The following is a 16,291-nucleotide window of genomic DNA, read 5'->3' on the forward strand; positions in this document are numbered from 1 at the left end:
CGTCGGTAATACTAGGATAATACCAGGCCTTCTTGTCGCTTCAAGGGCGGTGCATATCCGCCTCACCCGTCCCTGAGGTGAACATCATGAAAGCTGCCGTGCTCAAATCCTTCGGCTCGCCGCTGGCGATCGAGACTGCCCCCGATCCGGTGCTCGGCACCGGCGAGGTCATCATCGACATCGTCGCCACGCGCGTGCTGTCCTACATGAACGAGGTTTTCAGCGGCGAACGCAACTACGCGCTCGACCTGCCGATCATCCCCGGCCCCGGCGGCATCGGCCGGGTGCGCGCGGTCGGCCCGGACGCAACCAGGCTCGCGGTCGGCGACTGGGTGTTCTGCGACCCGACGGTGCGCTCGCGCGACGACGCCGTGGCGCCCGATATCGCCCTGCAGGGCCTCACGGCGGCCGGTCCCGGCGGCATGCGCCTGCAACAGCATTTTCGTCACGGCTCGTTCGCCGAGCAGATGCGGGTGCCGACCGAGAACGTCAAACGGCTCGGCGCGATCACATCGGAGGAAGCGACGCAATGGTGCGCGCTGGGCACGCTGCTGGTGCCCTATGGCGGTTTCCTCGCAGCAAACCTGCAAGCAGGCGAGACCGTGCTGGTGAGCGGGGCCACCGGCAACTTCGGCAGCGCGGCGGTATCCGTTGCGCTGGCGATGGGCGCCGCCTGCGTGGTGACGCCGGGCCGCAACGAAAAGATCCTCGCCGACCTCGTCCGCCGCTTCGGCCGCCGTGTGAAGCCGGTCAGGCTCACCGGCGTTGAGGACGACGACCGCGAGGCGATGAAGCGCGCCGCGCCGGGGCCGATCGATTGCGTGTTCGACATCATGCCGCCCTCGGTGAACCCGACTGTCGTCCGCGCGGCGGTCATGACGGTGCGCGCTTACGGCCGCGTCGTGCTGATGGGCGGTGTCGGCATGGCGGGCGGCGCAGGGCTCGAGCTGCCCTACCCCTGGATCATGCGCAACTGCATCAGCATCCACGGCGTCTGGATGTATCCGCCGGATGCAGCGGCCCGCCTGATCGCGCTGGTGCGCTCAGGGCTGCTGCGGCTGGAGGAGTACGAGACGACGGCCTTCGACCTCGACCATGCCAACGAAGCCGTGGCGCATGCCGCCGCCAATGGCGGGCCATTCAAATTGACGGTGATCAGGCCGTAATTGGCGTGCCCGCTGCGGCGATGCGCGGTCAGCGCCGTTTTGCCCGGCACATCAAACGCCTGGCAGGCGTCGGGCCGGCACTGGCTGAAACAGGCCGGCTACTGTGCATGGGGTTGTTTTCGCAGTTTTTTAGTTTGAGGTCGAACTGGCGCGGCGTCGGGAATTCACCTCTCCCTTGGGAGAGGTCGGCGCGTAGCGCCGGGTGAGGGTTTACGGTCTCACGTTGGGCAGCGCCCCCTCACCCGATTTGCTGGCGCAAATCGACCTCTCCCCGCTGGGGAGAGGTGAACCGAGCCCGCGGCTGCATCAGCCAAACGCGCTTCAGTTATTCGAGCTCGACGACCTGGCCGTTCGACAGCGAGACCCGCCGGTCCATGCGGCCGGCGAGCTCCATGTTGTGGGTCGCGATCAGCATGGAAACCTTGGTTGCCTTGACCAGCTGCATCAGGGCCTGGAAGACGTGATCGGCCGTGTGCGGGTCGAGGTTGCCCGTCGGCTCGTCCGCAAACAGCACGCGCGGCGCATTGGCCACCGCACGCGCGATGGCGACGCGCTGCTGCTCGCCGCCCGACAGTTCGGCGGGGCGATGGGTGATGCGGTCGCCGAGGCCGAGATAGCCCAGGATCTCCTTGGCGCGCTTGACGCTCTCGGACTTCTTCAGGCCACGGATCATCTGCGGCATCATCACGTTTTCCAGCGCGGAAAACTCCGGCAGCAGCCGGTGCGACTGGTAGACGAAGCCGATATCGGTGCGGCGCAGCTGGGTGCGCTCGATGTCGGGCAGTTGCGAGGTCGGCGCGCCGTTGACATAGACCTCGCCGGAATCGGGGGCTTCGAGCAGCCCGGCAATGTGCAGCAGCGTCGACTTGCCCGAGCCCGACGGCGCCACCAGCGCGACCGATTGCCCGGCCCACAACGCGAGCTTGGCGCCGTCGAGGATCGTCAGCGGCACCTCACCCTGCAAGTACTGCCGCTTTATCTCGTGGAGATAAATGACCGGTACATCGTCAGCCCCCTGCTGCTCCATCAGCCCCTCACTCGTACCGGAGCGCTTCGACGGGGTCGAGGCGCGCGGCGCGCCAGGACGGGTACAGCGTCGCCAGGAACGACAGCGTCAGCGCCATGATGACGACCGCCGTGGTCTCGCCGATGTCGATCTCGGCGGGCAGCTTCGACAGGAAATAGAGCTCCGGCGAGAACAGCTCGGTGCTGGTCAGCCAGGACAGGAATTGCCTGATGGACTCGATGTTGAGGCAGATCACGAGGCCGACGATAAAGCCGACCAGCGTGCCGACCACGCCGATCGAGGCGCCCGTGATCAGGAAGATCCGCATGATCGAGCCCTGCGAGGCGCCCATGGTGCGCAGGATCGCGATGTCGCTGCCCTTGTCCTTCACCAGCATGATCAGGCCGGAGACGATGTTGAGCGCTGCGACCAGCACGATCATGGTCAGGATCAGGAACATCACGTTGCGCTCGACCTGGAGCGCGTTGAAGAACGTCGAATTGCGCTGCCGCCAGTCGACCAGGAACACCGGCCGGCCCGCGGCCTCCGTCACGGCCTGGCGGAAGGGCACGATCTGATCGGGATTGGTTGTGAACACCTCGATCGAGGTGACGTCGTTGCTGCGGTTGAAATAGGCCTGCGCCTCCGCGAGCGGCATGAACACGAAGCCGAGATCGTATTCGGACATGCCGATCTCGAACACGGCGACGATCTTGTACGGTTTTATGCGCGGCGTCGTGCCCATGGGCGTCACCGCGCCCTTCGGCGCCACCAGCGTGATGCTGTCGCCGGCATGCAGCGACAGCTGGTCGGCGAGGCGCCGGCCGATCGCGACGCCCTGCCCCTCGTCAAAACCCTCGAGCGAGCCCTGCTTGATGTTCTTGGCGATCGAGGTGAGGTTGTTGAGGTCGTCGGAGCGGATGCCGCGCACCAGGACGCCCGAGGCGTTCCAGGGCGAGGACGCCAGCGCCTGGCCGTCCACCACGGGCGCGGCGAGCCGGATACCTTTCACCTGGCTGAGGCGGTCGGCGACGTCCTTCCAGTCGGTCAGCGGCGATTCCAGCGGCTGCACCAGGATGTGGCCGTTCAGCCCCAGGATCTTGTCGAGCAGCTCCTTGCGGAAGCCGTTCATGACGGCCATGACGATGATCAGCGTCGCCACGCCCAGCATGATGCCGAGAAAGGAGAACCCGGCGATGACCGAGATGAATCCCTCCTTGCGGCGCGCCCGCAGGTAGCGCGCCGACAGCATCCACTCGAATGGCGCAAAAGGCGCGGTTTGCACGGTTTCAGTCATGGTCTCGTCCATCGCTCGATAATCCCATGATTCGGGGTCAATTGTGGCCGGATTGGCGGCCGCGATATCGGGCGATGAACAATATTCAGCCGACCAGCCGGGCGACCGCGTCCGCGGGCGACATGGTCTCGCGGGAGCCGTCGCTGCGCCGCTTGATCTCGACCTTGCCGTCGGCGAGCCCCTTCGGCCCGATCATGATCTGCCAGGGGATGCCGATCAGGTCGGCGGCGGCGAATTTGGCGCCGGCGCGCTGGTCGGTGTCGTCGTAGAGCACGTCGACGCCCTTGGTCTGGAGCTCGGCATAGAGCTTCTCGCAGGCCGCATCGACCGCGGCGTCGCCCTGCTTGAGGTTGAGCACCACCGCGCGGAACGGCGCAACCGCCTCGGGCCATTTGATGCCGGCATCGTCATGGCAGGCCTCGATGATGGCACCCAGCAGGCGCGAGACGCCGACCCCGTAGGAGCCGCCATGGATCGGCACGTCGACGCCGTCCGGGCCCGCCACCAGCGCCTTCATTGGTTCGGAATATTTGGTGCCGAAGTAGAAGATCTGGCCGACCTCGATGCCGCGGGTGTTCACCCGCTTGTCCGCCGGCACTTCCTGCTCGAACCGCGCGGCATCGTGAACGTCTTCCGTCGCGGCATAGACCGAGGTCCATTGCTTGATGATCGGCGTCAGGTCGCTGTCATAGTCGACGTCTTCGCCGGGCACCGGCAGGTCCAGCACGTCGCGATTGATGAACACGCCGGATTCGCCGGTCTCGGCGAGCACGATGAACTCATGGCTGAGATCGCCGCCGATCGGGCCGGTCTCGGCGCGCATCGGGATCGCCTTCAGCCCCATCCGCGCGAAGGTGCGCAAATAGGCCACGAACATCTTGTTGTAGGCCACGCGCGCCGCCGCCTCGTTGAGATCGAACGAATAGGCGTCCTTCATCAGGAACTCGCGGCCGCGCATCACGCCGAAACGCGGACGCTGCTCGTCGCGGAATTTCCATTGGATATGATAGAGATTCAGCGGCAGGTTCTTGTAGGACTTGACGTAGGCCCGGAAGATCTCGGTGATCATCTCCTCGTTGGTCGGCCCGTACAGCAGCTCGCGCTTGTGGCGGTCGGCGATGCGCAGCATCTCCGGGCCGTAGGCATCGTAGCGGCCGCTCTCGCGCCAGAGGTCGGCGAGCTGCAGGGTCGGCATCAGCACCTCGATCGCGCCGGAGCGGTCCTGCTCCTCGCGCACGATCTGCTCGATCTTCTTCAGCACGCGGAAGCCAAGCGGCAGCCAGGCGTAGATACCGGCGGCCTCCTGCCGGATCATGCCGGCGCGCAGCATCAGCCGATGCGAGACGATCTCCGCCTCTTTCGGATTTTCCTTCAGAATGGGCAGAAAGAACCGCGACAACCGCATGGCAATACTCTGGGAATCAGTGAGGGGTTGCAGTGAAACCGGATTGCGAGCGAAAACACAAGGCCGGGAATGAGGAAAAGCCGCTAAGGCGGCGGAATTCCTGTCATTTTTCCGTTGCCTTCAGGTTCAGCTTGAACCGGTTTGCCTACGGCGCCACGTCAAATTCGTCCTCGAGCGTGATCTGCTCGAAATCGGTCACCAGCGCATCGATCCGCACGTGCCAGCGGCCGGCAAAGGGCAGCTCGACCTTGCGCATGTGCCAGTAGCCGTCCTGCCCGAGCGAAGCGGCCCGCTCGATCGGCTCGATGCCACGCTCCGGCAGGCTCAAGGTCAACGTCACCTCCTTGGCCGCAAGCGGCGTCCCCTCGCCGGTCATGAGCTGGAGCACGAAGTCGTCGACGCCAACCTTTCCCGGTGAGACCAACACCTGGAACATTGCCTTATCGGAGTGGATGTGGATCGCCAGCGGCGTCTCGGGAACAATGGTCCGCGGCGGCGGCGTGAAGCGCCAGCCAGCCACGACGGCGAAGATAGCGAACGCGATCACGCATTCGAGCAGGATCGAGCGCTTGAGCGCTGGCGCGGCCTTCTCGTCCCGCGCCAGCGCCGACGTCAGCCGGAACCGATTGAGTGCGGCAAGAGCCAGCAGTATCACCGCCAGACCAAGCTTGATCGACAGGATGGCCCCGTAACGGGTCTCAACCAGCGCGGACGGCCTTTCGAGCTGAACGATGGCGAGGCCAAGACCGGTCAACGCCAGCACACCGACAGCCAGCACGGCAATACGCGAAAAGCGGTTCACGACCGGCAGTGCCGCTGTCGCCGGCTTCGACACCAGCGCGGCGAGCGGCGCGAGGGCTCCGATCCAGAAGGCGACGCCGAGGCTATGGAGGAAGATCGCCGGGCGTGTCAGCATCTCGGGCGGTGCCGTTGCCGCGTGCCCGGTCATGGCGAGCGACAGGCCAACTCCGATGAATGCGATCATCGCGAAGGCGCGCGCATACCACGCGCTGCGCAGCCCCATCATCGCGAGCAGCATCGATGCGACCGCGACGAGCAGCGCGGGGCCGGCGCTGGTCGCGAATGCGACCTTCCACGGAGCAGCCGTCACGAGCGCCGCTGGCGGCAGCCCGAGGAGTTCGAGACCCAGCGCACCGAGGGACGCAACCGCGCTCGGAAGGCCGATCGCGAGCGCAACGCGCGGCACGGTCAAGCCTGTCATCGACCATGCAATCCAGCGCGCGAAAAACACACCGCCGATGCCGACAAACAGCCCGAGATAGAGACCGACCCGCGCCAGCCAGATCAGCGCGCTCAATCCGCCGTCCGCACTGACGGGCGACTTCGTCGCCGTCGGAGCACCGACCGAGAAGATCACCGCTCCCGCGACAGGATGGCCATCCTGCGAGATCACGCGATAGCTGACCACGGCCGTTCCCTGCGGCAGGTCCGGCGGCATCACGACCGAAATGGTCTCGCCTGATGCGCTGATGCGCGCATCATCCCGTGCCCTGCCCGCGCCATCGATCAGCCGGATCGCGCCCGGCGTCACCGCCTCGTTGAAGCGCAGCTCCACCGCCTTCGGCGCGGTCTTCAGGATGCTGCCGCTCGCCGGATCGACCGAGACCAGAGCGGCATGCGCCGACGCGCCGGTCGCGAAGCCGGCAACGAGGAGCAGCGTCGCGAGCGCGGCGAAGAGGCGCATCAAGGTTTTGGCAACAGCTTCACACCCGGTGCTGGTGATTTACCCTCGTGCGAATGCCCTGCCCCCTCAGTCGGAATCTCGATCCAGCGGCTGACGCCGGTCTCGCATTCCTGGACAACGGGAAAGTACAGCGTCGTGTTCGGCTTGAGCGCGTCGGTCAGCACGGTATGCATGATGAACTCGTCATAGTTCTTGTCCGACAGCTCGCCGCCGGACCATGCGACCTCCTTGACGCCGGAGGAGAGCTTGTTGCCGTGATAGTTGTATTCGGCGGCATATTGGCCCTCGACGACATCGACACTCCAGCCCGCCTTCGGCATCGGCTTCACCGCGATCACCCCTTCCGGGATCTGCACGCGGATCTTCAGCGTGGGCGAGCCGGCGCAGCCGTGTGGCACGGCGAAGACCGCCTTGTAGGATGCGCCGACGGTGGCCTGTTTGGTCTCGAGCGTGACATGCGCGGCCGCAGGCGAAGCGGCGAGCGCGACAACAAGGAACAAGAAGGATTGCTTCGACATGTTCGGCCTCTCGAGCGGAGTCATTTGATCAGGATCGGCGATTCCACGCTGACGTGATCGGCCTCGGAGATCGAAATCCCGAGCCCCAGCATCCAGCGTCCGGGCGTCAACTGCGCCACCTTCACGCGCCAGCCATCCTCGCCGTCGCGCGAGGCCTCGACCGGCGCGAGTTTCCGGCCGGTCTGCGTATCCACCAGCGTCACCGAAGCGGCCTTGGCCGAGAGCGGCGTCTCGTCCGTTGTCTCCAACTGGATCGCGATCTCGACCGGGCCGGCACGCCCCGGGGAAACCGTGACATTGGCCATCGCCTTCTCGGTGTGCAGATGGGTGAAGAAGCTGTCGTCATCGGTCGCTGCGGCAAGTGGAGTGGCCGCAACTGACAGCGGCGCCGCCGTTGCGAACACGAGGCCCGCGATGGTTCTGTTCGAGGTCATGAGAGACTTGATCTGTTTCATCACATTTTCATTCCCGAATGATCGTGCATCTTCTTCATCATCTGCCCGCCATCGCCCGGCGCCTGCGCGCCGACGGCCTGCACATCGAGAGACACGGCGACCTTGCCGGCCTTCTCGAACTGAAGCGTCACCGGAACCTTGTCGCCCTGCTTGAACGGCCCCTTCAGCTCCTGGAGCATGAGGTGATAGCCGCCCGGAGCAAGCTTCACGGTCTTCCCCGGCTCGATGGCGAGGCCCTGGTCGAGGTGACGCATCTTCATCACGCCGTTATCCATCGCCATCTCATGGACCTCGGCCTTCCCTGCGATATCCGCGGAAACGCTGACCAGCCTGTCCGCGGCCGTCCCCTTGTTCTCGATCGTGAGATAGCCGCCCGCGACCTTGGCGCCGCCCGGCGTCGCCCGGCTCCACGCCTGCGAGATGACGAGATCACCGGCCTTGATGTCCTCGGCGCGCCCGGGGGCGGCGCAGAGCGCGAGAGCGAACGCTGCGAGCAGCACATCTTTCAACATTGTCTTCATGTCGGTATTCCCTTTGCAGATTGAATTTCAATGTGTGCCGAGCTGTTGGCCCGACCATTTCTCAAGGTCGGCTATCTCGGCCGAGCCTTCGATCGTCGCGACGGTCCCGTCCCGCGAGATAAGCATTGTTCGAGGAATGTCGCCCTGCCAGGCAGGATCGATCTCGAACCTCAAACGTTCGACAAAGCCGTCGCTGAAAATGAAATTCTCGGTTGACGATAGCCCCGCCTTGTCGAGCATCGACTGTGTCGCTGCCGCCAGGTTCGGCACGAGATCGGCGCTGATCGTGACCACGTCGATCCCAGGATGGTCCTTTGCAAACTGCCCGAGCTGAGGCAGCTCGACCTTGCACGGCCCGCAAGTCACGCCCCAGAAATGCACGAGCGTTGGGCGGCCGGCATGCCCCTTAAGGACGCTTTGCCAGGTACCACGCTCGAACGGCTTGAGAGTCGGTGGGGCTCCGAGCGCAGACGCCGACGCGATCAGGATGCCCAGACCCAAAATGACTGCAAATCGATGTCTCATGGTTGGTCCTCGATTGCTGTCAGCCGATAGCCATCCGCCTTCGTCATCCATGACAGATAGACCTTTCGGCCATTGGAGATCAGCAAGGGATGGTCGGAGGTGTCGGTCGTGCTCGATATCGTCTTCGGCGGCGACCACGTCTCGCCATCGTCCCGGGAGATCGTCACCTGGACCGAGGTTTTCTCGCCATCGAACTCCTTCCAGACCATCACCGTTCCGGTCGGACCTGCGAGCACGTAAGGACGCGTCGGATTGCGGCCCGGCTGTCCCAACGCCATCGGCGTCGAGAACGTGTGGCCCTCGTCGCGCGAATGCGCATAGAACAATCCCTTCCGCGCCTTTCCGTTTGTGTACCAGGCGACGTGAAAGGTCCCGTTCGGCGCAACCGTGAGGCTCGGCCCGTGATGCGGGCAGGCATTGATCTGCCAGTCGTCGTTGCTGACCCGGCGGACCTCGCCCGGCGTCGAGACGTCGGAAAAGGTCATCACCGCATGATCGCGCACGCCGCCGTCAAAGATGTTCCTGAAGATCACGGCCGGTCGCCTGGGCGCCGCAAATGTCAGCCCCAACCGGCAGCATTCGCAGGTGCCTTCGCGCGCCAATCGGGCCTCTGCGTAGGTGGTGCCGCCGTCGCTGGACGAGGCGAAGAACAGCCCCGCTCCCTCGTACTTCTGTCCCGCTTCCTTCGCGAGAACGCGATTGCGCTTGTCCAACCACGCCGTAAAGACCGTTCCATCCTGATCGAGCGCCAGCGCCTCGAAACGCTGGCTCTCGTTGCTGGCGGTGATCGGCTTCAGTTCGGCAAAGCTCTTCCCGTGATCGACCGAGCGCGTGTAGAGCACCTGGCCGTTGAAGGCCTGGTCCCTGAAGATCGAGAACGCGAGCGCGATGCCGCCCTTCCGATCGACCACGATCTTCGGCCGCGCGTCCGGCCCCCAATCGAGGTTCAGCCGCTTCGTCGTGACCTGGACGGGAGCGGAGAAACTTCGCCCAGCGTCCTGCGAGTTCGCAACCGAAACCTGGCCGCCTGCCATCCAGACCAACCACAACGTTCCGTCCGGACCGAAGGCAGGCGTCACTTTGGAAGCGCAGCGCAATGTCGGCTCCTCGCACGCCGCTTCGGATGCGTGCTGAGCATGCATCTGCGCGAGCGCCGTACCTTGCACGAATACGAGAGCGACGATCCCGAGCAAGCCAGTGCGGATCATGGCCCTACTCCCTTCGATGGCCCGGATCATTTGAATACCACCTTCATACCTGCAACGAACGCACGCGGCGAGCCCGCATAGATCGATCCCGTCGTGTTGGCGAGGAAGCTCCCAGGATTTTGAAGGCCCGCCGCTGTCACCGTGTTGGCGATGTTGTTGGCCGACGCAACGTAGGTGCGGTCGAACACGTTTCTGACTTCGAGGAACAGGTTCAGCGATCTGAACGTGTCGGACACGAGGTCGGTCTTGTAGTGGATGTTCACATTGACCAGCTCATAGCCCGGCGCTTTCAACAGGTTTGCGTTGTCCATGTAAAAGGAGTCCTTCCACTGGACCTCGACGAAGCCACCAAGGCCGGCCAGCGATCCGGAGAACTCGTCGTAGCCGAGCCGGGCCGTCAGCTCGTTGGGCGAGATGCCGGGGATCTTGTTGCCGGCCCGGTTGAAGCTGAACACAGCGCTATTGGTGATGTTCTCGACATATTCGGTGTAGACCTCGTCGAGATAGGTGTACGCTGCCATGAAGCGCCAGCCCGGATAGAACTTCCAGTCGGCAGCGAGCTCGATGCCGCGATGCTCCGAGCGCGGCGCGTTGAATGTGAAGCTTGTATTGGGTGAATTGGCTGGCGTTGCCTGCGACACGAGTTCGTCGCGGAAGAACTCGTAGAAGCCGGTCGCGCTGACCTTGAGCGTGCTGTTCGGTGTCCAGTCGAAGCCGAGATCGTAGCCCAGATTTTTCTGGGCCTGGAGCTGGGTATTGTTGCCCGACTGCCCGTTCGCCAAAACGAACAGGTTCGAGACTTGCGGGGTGCCGTATCCCGTAGCGACCCGTCCCCGGACCAGCCATTCACTGTTGATCGTATAGAGCAAGGCCAGTTCGGGGGCGGTGTTCTGGAACTGCCTGTCCGCGGTAGTGATCTTCAGGGGATCCAGGACGCCCGTCGGACCGGAATAGCTGTAAGCTGTGTTGACACCCTTCAGGACGGTCTGCTCCCAGCCGATGCCGGCAATTGCGAGCAGCGACGGCGTCAGCCTCAGTTCCTCGCGCGCGCGCACGCCGTAGTTCGACGTCTCGCTATAGAGGTTGTTGGTGATCCTTCCGAGCGTTGCATTCCCTCCCGGCATCACATTCCGCGTATCGCTCGAAGCTGTCAGGGTGTTGTAAAAGGCACCGAAGAACGCGGTCGACTCCAATCCAAGGATTTCACCGCGCTTGGTCAGGTCGCTCATGTAGTTGTACGACGGGAAGTCGCCGATCGTGCTGGTCGTGCCGGTCGGCTGGCTGATGTTCCGGTCATCGAAGACGAACTGGTTGCGCCAGGTCGTGGTGTTGTCGAAATCGTGCTCCCATCGGCCGCCGACGATGGTGCGGCGGTCGTTGCGGCCGAGCCCGGCCTGCACGGCCGTCTCGGTATCGGTTCCCCCAGTGGCGTTGAAGCCGTTGTTGAGCAGCCTGATCGTACCGCATCCGGCCGCGGCCGAGACGCCGGTCGCGCAGCCCTGCTGGAATGGGTTTTGATAGTACTGGTTCAGCGATTGCCGAATCGGCAGCCGCGCACTGAGGTCATTGTTGATGATCTTGACCGTGAAGCGATCATCGGGCGTCGCCTTGAGCGTGCCGAGAAAGTTGACGGTTTGCGTATTGAACCAACTGTTGCCGATATAGCCGTCGCCGCGCGTGTCGCTTGCGAACAGCGAGCCCTCGAAATTCCCGACCTTCTTGCCGGCGGCAAGGTAGTTGTTGAGATAGCCATAGCTGCCGCCGTCGACACCATATTCGACGCCGTCGATCGTGCCACCGGGCCGTGTCCGAAAATTGAGCGCGCCGCCGGTCGCGTAATTGCCGTAGAGCGCCGACGAGGGACCGCGGACGACGTCGATGGCACCATAGGCGTGGGGATCGATCAGATCGCTCCGCGACAGGCCGTCCGGCTGCGTCACCGGAAAGCCGTCGTCAAAGATCACGAGGTTGCGGATACCAAAGCCGTTCCGCGCGTTGGAGCCTCGAATGGAGATGCCGAAATCGCGCGGGCCGTTGCCCTGCTTGATCGAAATGCCCGGGCTGTCCCGCAGGACGTCGCTGACCGAGAACGCGGGGCGGTTGTCGAACTGGCTGCGGTCGATGGTGGTCGCGGTCTGGCCGGCCGGCGCCTGATTGAGGCTATCGCGTGCTGCGCTTGCAGTCGCGATCCTGCTTTGGGTCGGTGCGCCGGCGCTTGCGGTCGGCGCAGCGGGTCTCGCCGCACGCCCCGCCGATGCGGAGCGCGGCTTCGACGGCCGGGCGATCGGTTTGGCACGGGCAGCCCGCGGCGCCTCGACGGTCACCGCGGGAATCTCGGTATTGCTGCTCTGGGCAACGACCCCGCTCGAAGAAGCAAGCAGCGCAGCCTGGACGGCAACGACGCTCACGCCGCGGCGGGCATGGCAACGTAACATGGGGGCATTCCTGACGCCGGCCTTCTTCCCGGCTGTTCGACAGCATCAATCGCCGGCGGACAAGCCGCGGCGACCACGAGGGTCGTCAGGAAAATTGAGGAGGCGCGCGCGCCCTGGTGTTCGAGCCCTTATGGACGGCAACGATGGAGGCATCCGCCGCGCGCCACACCACGCGTTCGGCGTGGCGGAAGGGAATGGCGAGTGCCAGCTGCGGCGGCGAATCGAGCGACGCGTTTGCCTGCGCCAGACAACAGAGTGCACACGCAGCGCCATGCGCAGTCGGCGAGCCGGTCCGATCGTTGAGGCCGCCCTGGTCGCTCGCGCTATGGCAGATGACAGCGGCGGACAGCGGATCGGCAACGGCCTGGCCGGCCGCGAGACAGGCGGCAATCGGCGCCAGCACCTGCATCGCCAGGGCGAGCAGGACCAGAGGTAAGAATTTTTGCAGCCGTGCGCGCATCCACCGAACCATTCGTTCGTGCGCCAACTAAACACCGCGCCGGCACCCGAGTCGAGGCCAGTTCCGCCGCCCGCTTGGCCCAGCGCAAATTTCTCCAAAACTGTGGTCGGATCCCCCTGCCGGCAGGCGGGGTCCGGCATTTGAGGCAGCCCAACCATTCTCGCCCATCCACAGATTTCTTATATTTGTCATATGCTTAGACGGCTAAAAGCCCGAACATTTCGTCAGCTGCTCTTATTTTGAACAATCGTTGCCGAAAATGATGACAAGTGAGAAAAGTTGATCTAGCATCCTCTTGCTCAGGCGCTGACCGCGAGGTCGAGGCCTGGTGGTCCAAGTCTCGGGAGGAGCCCCTGGCGCGCAAAATGCAGCGTCGCCCCGTCAATCAAGATCAAATCTTAAGATCGGGGATAATAGGGTCGACACAATTTTTGAGCGGGGCCAGGGCCCCGCTCTTTTTTTGCCCGCATGGCTGAAAAGCCGATGAATGCTTCCCTCCATCCGATCGAACGGAGTTTTGAGCTCGCGGCACAGCGCTGCGCTGATCTCACGCCGCTCGTCTACCAAAGGCTGTTCGAAGCCCATCCGGAAACGCGGACGATGTTCAGGGCACAAGGCAGCGAGCTCGTGAAGGGATCGATGCTGGCGCTGACGATCGAGGCGATTCTCGACTTCGCGGGCGAGCGCCGCGGACATTTCCGGCTGATCGGCTGCGAGGTCGCATCGCACGATGCCTATGGCACGCCGCGCGACCTGTTCATCACCTTCTTCGCCATCATCAGGGATACGCTGCGCGACCTGCTCGGCGATGAATGGACGCCAGACATTGCGCTGGCCTGGGACGCATTGCTCGTCGAGATCGACACATACGCCAGCATTCCAGCCTGACGCTTTGCGCTGCACCAACGCGCGGGCAGCGGCGACGCTGCGGCGATGTCGCGATTGATTGCAGATTGAGTGCCAACAACTCTTGTGAGAGACTTTCGGACATCGGTCGCGCAGGCAATGACGCGCCGACGAAAAATATATGGGAGCGAGCGATGTCCGGGACGAAAGATTTCTCGACGACGAGGCGCGATCTTCTTCAGGTGGCAGCGACCGCCGGCGCCGGGGCTGCCCTGTTCGGCAGCATGGGCATAAATCCAGCACTGGCCGCCGAAGTCGGACGCAGCGAGAAGCCGCTGAAGGCGGCGTTCTCCAACGCGGGCCTTCAGGCGACCTGGTGCGCGCAGGGCAAGCAGGCGGCGGAATTCTGGGGCAAGCTGTTCAACGTCGAGGTCATCTGGTTCGACGGCCAGCTCGATGCGGTGAAGCAGCGCGCCGCGATCGACAATATGGCCTCGCAGAAATGGGACTTCGTCGCGATCCAGGCTTTCGGCATCGGCACCCTCACCCAGCCGGTGCAGAAGATGATCGACGCCGGCACGCCCGTGATCGACATGGACACGCTGATCGCGCCCCTCGACCAGATCAACGTCCACTCCTTCCTCGCCCCCGACAACGAGTTCATGGGCGCCTCGGTGACGCAGGCGCTGTGCAACGCCATGGGCGGCAAGGGCAAGATCATCATGACGCAGGGCGCGCTCGGACATACCGGCGCGCAAGGACGGGCCAAGGGCTTCAATTCGGTCGTCAAGCAATTCCCGGGGATCGAGGTGCTCGACACCCAGCCGGCCGACTGGGACGTGTCGAAGACCGCCCGCCTCTGGGAAACCTACCTGACGAAGTACCCGCAGATCGACGCGGCGTTCTTCCACAATGACGACATGGCGCTCGCGGCAGCCAACATCATGAAAGCGCGGGGCCGCACCAACATCCTGATCGGCGGCGTCGACGCCATGCCGCCGGCGATCCAGGCGGTCAGCGAAGGCCGCATGTTCGCGACCGTGCGCAATCCCTCCTGCCGCATCCATGGTGGTGCGATCATCGCAGGCGTCTCCGCGGTGGTCGGCGGCGAGAAGAGCGGACAGGGCATTCCCAAGAACGTCGTCACCGACGGCCCCGTGGTGACCAAAGCCAACGCCGCCGGGATGCAGTGGATGCAGGATCACTTCCTGATCTGAGCCTCCAAGATCTGAACTCATGTCAGCGGGTCATTCGCCCATCCTGGAACTGCAGGGCATCACGAAGAGCTTCGGCGGCGTCGAGGCGCTTCGTGGTGTCGACTTCGCGCTTCTTCCCGGCGAGATCCACGGTCTCGTCGGCGAGAACGGCGCGGGAAAAAGCACGCTGATGAAGATCATCGCCGGCGTGCACACCGAGTTCTCCGGCCGCCTCCTCATCGACGGCAAGGAGACGCATTTCCGCTCGGCGCGCGATGCGCACGCCGCCGGCATCGCCATGGTGCATCAGGAGCTCTCTGTCGCGCCCGATCTCACGGTCGCCGAGAACGTCTTCCTCGGCAACCAGCCGACCAACCGTCTTGGCCTCGTACAATGGCGGCGGATGGCGCGCGAGACCGGCGAGCAACTCGCCCGCTTCGGCATCGACGTCGATCCGATGACGAGGCTCGGCGATCTCCCGATCGGGCTGCAGCAGCTGATCGAGATCGCCCGCGTGCTGTTCTCCGGCGCCCGCATCGTCATCCTGGACGAGCCGACCTCTGCCCTCTCCCCGCCCGAGGTCGAGCGCCTGTTCGCAACGCTCCGGCGGCTGCGCGAGGAAGGCACGGCGATCGTCTTCATCTCGCATTTCATCGAGGACATCCTGCTGGTGTCCGATACGGTGACCGTGTTCCGCAATGGACGGAAGGTCGCCGAGACCGCAAGCGCTGCAACCAGCAAGGGCGCGCTGATCGAGGCCATGATCGGCCGCGGCGGCGAGGCGCTCGAGCACAGCTATACCGACGATCTGATGCTGCCGCAGCCGAGCGACAGCGCGGTGGTGCTGAAGGCCGATCAGCTGTCGCTGGCACGCAGCCTGAATGACGTCTCCTTCGAGGCCCGTGCCGGCGAGGTGCTCGGCATCTACGGCTTCATGGGCTGCGGCCAGCAGGAGCTGTCGCGCATCCTGTTCGGCAAGCTGAAGCCGGACAGCGGCACGCTCGCGGTGGAGGGCACGCCAAAGACCTTCGCCAGCACGGCGGCGGCGCGGCGCGCCGGCGTGGCGCTGGTGCCGGAGAGCCGGCGCGACATGCTGTTCCATCAGGAGCCGGTCTACAAGAACATCTCGATCAGCATTCTCGATCGCATCTCCGCGCTGCTGCTCAAGCCGGTGCAGGAGCGCGATATCGCCAAACGGCAGGTCGAGCAGCTGCAGATCCGGCCGCCCGTGGTCGGCCTCGATCTCGGCATGCTCTCCGGCGGCAACCAGCAGAAGGTCGCACTGGCGAAGTGGCTGACTTACCCGCCCAAGCTCCTCGTGCTGTGCGAACCGACCCGCGGCATGGATGTCGGCGCCAAGAACGACGTCATCAACATCGTCCGCGACCTCCGCGCCAGGGGGCTTGCCATCATCGTGCTGTCGACCGAGCCGGAAACGGTGCTGTCGCTGGCCGACCGCATCCTCGTGCTCAAGCGCGGCGCGGTCGTACGGGAATTCTCGAACGAGCCGGTCAGCAAGGACCGCCTGCTGGAAGCGGCGTGACGGAG

15 protein-coding genes are annotated in these 16,291 nt (G+C 64.4%); 4 read left to right on the top strand and 11 right to left on the bottom strand.

The window, feature by feature from the left end:
- The first annotated feature begins 86 nt into the window (after positions 1–86).
- Positions 87–1,166: a zinc-binding dehydrogenase gene (locus ACVJ19_RS31840; RefSeq protein ID WP_453953092.1), complete on the top strand. Its 1,080-nt coding sequence runs from the start codon at positions 87–89 to the stop codon at positions 1,164–1,166.
- A 325-nt stretch (positions 1,167–1,491) separates the two neighbouring features.
- Here ACVJ19_RS31840 and ACVJ19_RS31845 read toward each other — a convergent pair whose 3' ends face one another.
- The 11 genes from ACVJ19_RS31845 to ACVJ19_RS31895 all read right to left on the bottom strand — a co-directional run bounded on the left by ACVJ19_RS31845 (position 1,492) and on the right by ACVJ19_RS31895 (position 12,701).
- Complete coding sequence (locus ACVJ19_RS31845; protein ID WP_211402104.1) at positions 1,492–2,193, bottom strand: ABC transporter ATP-binding protein; 702 nt, start codon at positions 2,191–2,193, stop codon at positions 1,492–1,494.
- A gap of 7 nt (positions 2,194–2,200) precedes the next feature.
- The gene (locus ACVJ19_RS31850; RefSeq protein WP_453953093.1) at positions 2,201–3,481 is read right to left on the bottom strand and encodes a lipoprotein-releasing ABC transporter permease subunit; all 1,281 of its coding nucleotides are present in this window, start codon (positions 3,479–3,481) and stop codon (positions 2,201–2,203) included.
- A 73-nt stretch (positions 3,482–3,554) separates the two neighbouring features.
- Positions 3,555–4,874: a proline--tRNA ligase gene (gene proS, locus ACVJ19_RS31855; RefSeq protein WP_453953094.1), complete on the bottom strand. Its 1,320-nt coding sequence runs from the start codon at positions 4,872–4,874 to the stop codon at positions 3,555–3,557.
- Between the two features lie 145 nt (positions 4,875–5,019).
- A complete protein-coding gene (locus tag ACVJ19_RS31860) occupies positions 5,020–6,579 on the bottom strand; it encodes a copper resistance CopC/CopD family protein (protein WP_453953095.1) in 1,560 nt (519 codons plus the stop codon).
- Positions 6,579–7,097 (bottom strand): YcnI family protein, encoded by a 519-nt coding sequence (locus tag ACVJ19_RS31865; protein ID WP_453953096.1) that lies wholly within the window; start codon positions 7,095–7,097, stop codon positions 6,579–6,581. Before ACVJ19_RS31865 ends, ACVJ19_RS31860 begins: the two co-directional genes overlap by 1 nt.
- Positions 7,098–7,117: 20 nt before the next feature.
- The gene (locus ACVJ19_RS31870) at positions 7,118–7,552 is read right to left on the bottom strand and encodes a hypothetical protein (RefSeq protein WP_453953097.1); all 435 of its coding nucleotides are present in this window, start codon (positions 7,550–7,552) and stop codon (positions 7,118–7,120) included.
- A complete protein-coding gene (locus ACVJ19_RS31875) occupies positions 7,552–8,073 on the bottom strand; it encodes a copper chaperone PCu(A)C (protein WP_453953098.1) in 522 nt (173 codons plus the stop codon). The genes ACVJ19_RS31870 and ACVJ19_RS31875 overlap by 1 nt, the downstream gene beginning before the upstream one ends.
- 27 nt (positions 8,074–8,100) lie before the next feature.
- The gene (locus tag ACVJ19_RS31880; protein ID WP_453955257.1) at positions 8,101–8,598 is read right to left on the bottom strand and encodes a TlpA family protein disulfide reductase; all 498 of its coding nucleotides are present in this window, start codon (positions 8,596–8,598) and stop codon (positions 8,101–8,103) included.
- On the bottom strand, positions 8,595–9,806 hold the full coding sequence (locus tag ACVJ19_RS31885) for a sialidase family protein (RefSeq protein ID WP_453953099.1): 1,212 nt from the start codon (positions 9,804–9,806) through the stop codon (positions 8,595–8,597). Before ACVJ19_RS31885 ends, ACVJ19_RS31880 begins: the two co-directional genes overlap by 4 nt.
- 26 nt (positions 9,807–9,832) lie before the next feature.
- Positions 9,833–12,241, bottom strand: a complete 2,409-nt coding sequence (locus ACVJ19_RS31890) for a TonB-dependent receptor family protein (protein ID WP_453953101.1) — start codon at positions 12,239–12,241, stop codon at positions 9,833–9,835.
- 85 nt (positions 12,242–12,326) lie between these two features.
- Entirely contained in the window at positions 12,327–12,701 is a 375-nt protein-coding gene (locus ACVJ19_RS31895) for a DUF2946 domain-containing protein (RefSeq protein WP_453953102.1), read from the bottom strand.
- 483 nt (positions 12,702–13,184) lie between these two features.
- Here ACVJ19_RS31895 and ACVJ19_RS31900 point away from each other — a divergent pair, with 483 nt between their 5' ends.
- The 3 genes from ACVJ19_RS31900 to ACVJ19_RS31910 all read left to right on the top strand — a co-directional run bounded on the left by ACVJ19_RS31900 (position 13,185) and on the right by ACVJ19_RS31910 (position 16,286).
- Positions 13,185–13,589: a globin gene (locus ACVJ19_RS31900; RefSeq protein WP_453953103.1), complete on the top strand. Its 405-nt coding sequence runs from the start codon at positions 13,185–13,187 to the stop codon at positions 13,587–13,589.
- A 152-nt stretch (positions 13,590–13,741) separates the two neighbouring features.
- Positions 13,742–14,764: a sugar ABC transporter substrate-binding protein gene (locus ACVJ19_RS31905; RefSeq protein WP_453953104.1), complete on the top strand. Its 1,023-nt coding sequence runs from the start codon at positions 13,742–13,744 to the stop codon at positions 14,762–14,764.
- A 19-nt stretch (positions 14,765–14,783) separates the two neighbouring features.
- Positions 14,784–16,286, top strand: coding sequence for a sugar ABC transporter ATP-binding protein (locus ACVJ19_RS31910; RefSeq protein WP_453953105.1), 1,503 nt, complete (start codon positions 14,784–14,786; stop codon positions 16,284–16,286).
- The last annotated feature ends 5 nt before the right edge of the window (positions 16,287–16,291 follow it).

The organism is Bradyrhizobium sp. USDA 376, assembly GCF_054063675.1.

Bases quoted from the DNA above. Each gene is read 5' to 3' on its own strand.
- ACVJ19_RS31840 (WP_453953092.1), top strand. From the start codon at position 87: ATGAAAGCTGCCGTGCTCAAATCCTTCGGCTCGCCGCTGGCGATCGAG.
- ACVJ19_RS31845 (WP_211402104.1), bottom strand. From the start codon at position 2,193: ATGGAGCAGCAGGGGGCTGACGATGTACCGGTCATTTATCTCCACGAG.
- ACVJ19_RS31850 (WP_453953093.1), bottom strand. From the start codon at position 3,481: ATGGACGAGACCATGACTGAAACCGTGCAAACCGCGCCTTTTGCGCCA.
- proS (WP_453953094.1), bottom strand. From the start codon at position 4,874: ATGCGGTTGTCGCGGTTCTTTCTGCCCATTCTGAAGGAAAATCCGAAA.
- ACVJ19_RS31860 (WP_453953095.1), bottom strand. From the start codon at position 6,579: ATGCGCCTCTTCGCCGCGCTCGCGACGCTGCTCCTCGTTGCCGGCTTC.
- ACVJ19_RS31865 (WP_453953096.1), bottom strand. From the start codon at position 7,097: ATGTCGAAGCAATCCTTCTTGTTCCTTGTTGTCGCGCTCGCCGCTTCG.
- ACVJ19_RS31870 (WP_453953097.1), bottom strand. From the start codon at position 7,552: ATGAAACAGATCAAGTCTCTCATGACCTCGAACAGAACCATCGCGGGC.
- ACVJ19_RS31875 (WP_453953098.1), bottom strand. From the start codon at position 8,073: ATGAAGACAATGTTGAAAGATGTGCTGCTCGCAGCGTTCGCTCTCGCG.
- ACVJ19_RS31880 (WP_453955257.1), bottom strand. From the start codon at position 8,598: ATGAGACATCGATTTGCAGTCATTTTGGGTCTGGGCATCCTGATCGCG.
- ACVJ19_RS31885 (WP_453953099.1), bottom strand. From the start codon at position 9,806: ATGATCCGCACTGGCTTGCTCGGGATCGTCGCTCTCGTATTCGTGCAA.
- ACVJ19_RS31890 (WP_453953101.1), bottom strand. From the start codon at position 12,241: ATGTTACGTTGCCATGCCCGCCGCGGCGTGAGCGTCGTTGCCGTCCAG.
- ACVJ19_RS31895 (WP_453953102.1), bottom strand. From the start codon at position 12,701: ATGCGCGCACGGCTGCAAAAATTCTTACCTCTGGTCCTGCTCGCCCTG.
- ACVJ19_RS31900 (WP_453953103.1), top strand. From the start codon at position 13,185: ATGAATGCTTCCCTCCATCCGATCGAACGGAGTTTTGAGCTCGCGGCA.
- ACVJ19_RS31905 (WP_453953104.1), top strand. From the start codon at position 13,742: ATGTCCGGGACGAAAGATTTCTCGACGACGAGGCGCGATCTTCTTCAG.
- ACVJ19_RS31910 (WP_453953105.1), top strand. From the start codon at position 14,784: ATGTCAGCGGGTCATTCGCCCATCCTGGAACTGCAGGGCATCACGAAG.